General features: G+C 43.2%; 6 protein-coding genes. All 6 read left to right on the forward strand.

Annotated features, from left to right (window positions below):
- Positions 1–142, forward strand: a 142-nt coding sequence (locus ACYVJM_RS31855; RefSeq protein ID WP_461152169.1) for a heavy-metal-associated domain-containing protein, incomplete at its 5' end; no start/stop codon positions are given.
- Between the two features lie 3 nt (positions 143–145).
- Positions 146–355, forward strand: coding sequence for a GDCCVxC domain-containing (seleno)protein (locus ACYVJM_RS31860; protein ID WP_461152164.1), 210 nt, complete (start codon positions 146–148; stop codon positions 353–355).
- Between the two features lie 82 nt (positions 356–437).
- On the forward strand, positions 438–851 hold the full coding sequence (locus ACYVJM_RS31865) for a hypothetical protein (RefSeq protein ID WP_461152165.1): 414 nt from the start codon (positions 438–440) through the stop codon (positions 849–851).
- 821 nt (positions 852–1,672) lie between these two features.
- Positions 1,673–2,272, forward strand: a complete 600-nt coding sequence (locus ACYVJM_RS31870) for a replication/maintenance protein RepL (RefSeq protein ID WP_461152166.1) — start codon at positions 1,673–1,675, stop codon at positions 2,270–2,272.
- 608 nt (positions 2,273–2,880) lie between these two features.
- Positions 2,881–3,264, forward strand: coding sequence for an ArsR/SmtB family transcription factor (locus ACYVJM_RS31875; RefSeq protein WP_461152167.1), 384 nt, complete (start codon positions 2,881–2,883; stop codon positions 3,262–3,264).
- Between the two features lie 26 nt (positions 3,265–3,290).
- Positions 3,291–3,866 (forward strand): mercuric transport protein MerTP (merTP, locus tag ACYVJM_RS31880; protein ID WP_461152168.1); only part of this gene is annotated, 576 nt, incomplete at its 3' end.

Consider the following 3,866-nt stretch of genomic DNA (forward strand, 5'->3'; position numbering starts at 1 on the left):
CAAAGGCGTATCGGCAGTTGATGTATCCTATCAAAAAGGGGCTGCCACCGTAAAATACGATAGCAAAAAAACCTCTATAGCTGACATCAAAAAAGCAGTGGATGCTACTGGCTATAAAGTCACCAGTACAAAAACGCTCTAAAGAATGACCGTCACACTCGAATCCGTGATTACATGCCCAACATGCGGCCACCAAGCAGGGGAGATCATGCCGACTGATGCTTGCACTTATTTTTATGAATGCACCTCATGCCAGAGCTTATTAAAGCCCTTGGCTGGGGATTGTTGCGTATTCTGTTCGTACGGATCGGTGAAGTGTCCCCCCATTCAAGAACAAAAGAGCTGTTGTACCTAGGGCAGACAAAAACTCGTAAATGTCCGACAGGTTGTAAAAGGCTTCTTGTTTGCGTAATTATGTGTCAGACAAAAAGGCAGACATGACCCTAAACGAGCCAGATCCCGACCAAAACCCCCAAGAAGCAGGGCAGACAGAAACTCCGGAAAGTCTGACAGGTCTGAAAACAGGCAGACCTAATCGTGACACCTTGGAGCCTGCTCGGTGGACCATTCGAGGTGTGGAAACTGACACCAGGTTAACCATCGAGAAGGCCGCCGAACGCAGTGGCAAAACGCTAGGTCAGTTTTTCAATACCGAACTCCGAGAAGCGGCAGCAAACGTACTTAAAAAAGGACATCAGCCCCCAGCTCGTGCCGAAGACTTAGGTGATCTGTTTGAGAAGATCAAATCCGAACTGCGGGAAAGTCAAGCGACCGAATTACAATCCATTCGAGAAGCGATTGAAAGAAGGCCGGCCAGCTTACGGGAATGGCTGTTCGGAAAACGCTTGTAATGGCTGATTCTTGGAAAGAGCAAGATGTGTTTTGCGTGCCGCAAAACCTACCCACGCTAAGGCGATGGGTAGCATCTTTAAAATGTAATAATGTTACATTTTAGGCTTTGCTGGAGTAGCCAGCATTAAAGGGTTAAAAAAGGTGATTACGGGTCTCGCGCGGTGCAGTCTTCGTAAAGAGCAAGCCGGAATGCCGCTACGCAGCATTCACGGAAGTTAACTAACTAATAATCAGATAGTTGACTTTAAAAAATAACGGATAAAAAACGGATATTTCTGTAACTAACTGATTACTAGCACCGAAAACAATGGTTTTTGCAATTATTGGGGCCTAAAATGGCCCTTTTTTGTGTTCGCTGGCCTAGGCGTGATACGGTCTTGCAAAGAGCGAGCGGGAACAGTACTCGCTACGCTCGAACTGTTCTAACGCTCTGATTATCAAAGAATAAAAAAATCACAAATATTAAGAAACTCAGTTTTTTATCAGTAAACTGTGCTAACTCATTGATTTTCAGACTCAAAAAACTGATTAAAACATCTATTTACCTTTTTCAGGAGGGTGAAGGTAAAGTTAGAGCTGAAAAAAGGGTCAAAAACAGGGTATAAAAAGAACTTAAGAAGCAAGTGTATATAACTACCTGATTATCAAGGGGGGTCTGTTAGCTACTAGCTAACTCTGTGTTAGCTAGTAGTTAACACAGAGTTAGCATATATTAGGAAAAAAGCTAACGAGACGTTAGTAAAATTTGCATTATAAGAGAACATATAGTTATCTTTGAGATAACAAACGGTTAGCCTTTTTAAGGTTTAATGCTAACGATATGAAGTATAAAAGGCTGACTGAGCAAGAAGCGTTCAAGGAGAATCCATTTATAGAAAAAGCAATTCAAGACGTTAGGATAGTTAAACGTCAGCAAGTTATTCGCCCAAAGAATAGGGATGAGATACAGCAAATAGTATCAACCGATGGTGAGGTAACAGGATATACGGCTTTCACTCGGTTTATAGAAGTTGATGAAGAAAAATTTGCCAAAGTCTATTTATCTCAATTTGCCTTTTTCTGGGAGTTATCGAAACCAGCTATTAAAGTTTTCGGATATATTTTGACTGTCTTACAGCCCAAGAAGGACACTTTCATTTTTAGGATGGATGACTGCTTACGTCATACCGGATATACACATCGAAATAATGTTCTTACTGGTTTAGCGAGTCTGGTAGAATGTAATATCATAGCTAGATCGGTATATGACTGGGAATATTTCATAAACCCTTTAGTAGTATTCAACGGTGATCGAGTGGCTTTCACTAAGATGTATGTGAAGAAGAAAAAGGACAAGGAGAAGGCCAACACCAGTCAACTAGATTTATTTCAACAGGAGGCTCTACAACTTAGCAGACAGGCTTCCGAAGACATTGGCTAGATACGCCAAAAAACCGTGCTGAACGTCAGCGGCTCTGTGGGGACACAACCGTGAGGATAAGCCGACCCACGACGAGAGTCGTTCACCCCCGGATTGATAGCTTAAAGCCATCCGGGGGTTTTTCGTGTCCTACGGCCACGGGATTTTCTATCATTTCCCCCACTCAAAGAGTCGGGGTTGGGCACGATCTGTCCTAATCCCGACTCTTTGAGTGGGGGAAATGATAGAAAATCCAGCCCGGAACGGGCTAACTAGCCAGCTAAGAAAGGGTTGAAAAGGGGATAAAAGCTAGATTCGCTTTTTGTCTTTGTGTTGAAATTGGCCGACTTCGAAGGCCAATTAAGCTCGTTAGCTGAAGGCTACGAGGAAGTTTTTGTCCGACAAAAACACATCTTGCTAAAGTAAAATGGGGGCTTTTTTCGGTCAGGAATTTGTAAACTAGTTTACAAGTCATTTTGCTAATAAAAGGGTCTTTAATGATTTGTATTATTCTTATCCCCTTTCCAACAAGTACCACTCTGAAATGGATTTAGCTTATGCTAGTCGAATCGACCTTCGAGTATTTAAGAATTTGCTTAATTAAGCAAATGACTTAAATTTGTTCTGAAATGGAAAATTCTCTAAGCTGTGTTCGCGTCTTTGCCGACCAAGAACAGATTCGTCAATGTGTTGAGAAAATAAAAGATGCCGAACCGATTTTTGACCGATTGGCTCAAATACTGGATTTGGTGGGTAATGAAAAACGGCTCAAAATCATTTATCTCTTACGGGAAGATAACAATTTGTGCGTTTGTGATTTGAGTGACATACTGAACATGACTATCCCCGCCGTTTCGCAACATTTGCGCAAGCTCAAAGACGCACAGTTGATTCAATCTCGTAAAGTGGGCCAGACCGTGTTTTATTCCCTTCGTGCCGAATCAACCGGCATTTTGCATTCTTTATTGGATCATCTCGAAACCTTACCATCCGCATCCCTACAGGCTGCTTAATTTGGGGCCATAACGATCACAAAGCTATGAAACTTGCAGGATTGACCGGGCTACTGACCGCCTTTGTTTCTTCTCTTTGCTGCACCGTCCCTTTGCTCACATTGCTGGTGGGTGCCACCGGCTCGGCTGGTGGTTGGGCTTGGTTGGAACCTTTACGACCTTACAGTATCGCGCTCACAGTGGGCGCGTTGGGTTGGGCTTGGTACGAACAATTAAAACCTCAAAAAACGATGGAATGTAATTGCGAAACAAAAAAAACCGCCTTCTGGCAAACGAAATCATTTTTAGGCGTAATGACAGCAATGGCCTTGCTGCTACTGGCTTTCCCTTCCTACTCAAACTGGCTGTACCAAGATAAGAATCAAGCGACTATGCAGCCTGCGCAGACAGGTACGCAACAAGTGGCTTACGTGACCATTAAGGGCATGTCTTGTGAAGGCTGCGAACACCACATCAAACAGGAGGTCACTAAGATCAAAGGCGTATCGGCAGTTGATGTATCCTATCAAAAAGGGGCTGCCACCGTAAAATACGATAGCAAAAAAACCTCTATAGCTGACATCAAAAAAGCAGTGGATGCTACTGGCTATAAAGTCACCAGT

This window comes from Spirosoma pulveris, assembly GCF_054781875.1.

What these genes read in the sequence shown, in the direction of transcription:
- ACYVJM_RS31860 (WP_461152164.1), top strand. Translation starts at nt 146, where the DNA reads ATGACCGTCACACTCGAATCCGTGATTACATGCCCAACATGCGGCCAC.
- ACYVJM_RS31870 (WP_461152166.1), top strand. Translation starts at nt 1,673, where the DNA reads ATGAAGTATAAAAGGCTGACTGAGCAAGAAGCGTTCAAGGAGAATCCA.
- ACYVJM_RS31875 (WP_461152167.1), top strand. Translation starts at nt 2,881, where the DNA reads ATGGAAAATTCTCTAAGCTGTGTTCGCGTCTTTGCCGACCAAGAACAG.
- ACYVJM_RS31865 (WP_461152165.1), top strand. Translation starts at nt 438, where the DNA reads ATGACCCTAAACGAGCCAGATCCCGACCAAAACCCCCAAGAAGCAGGG.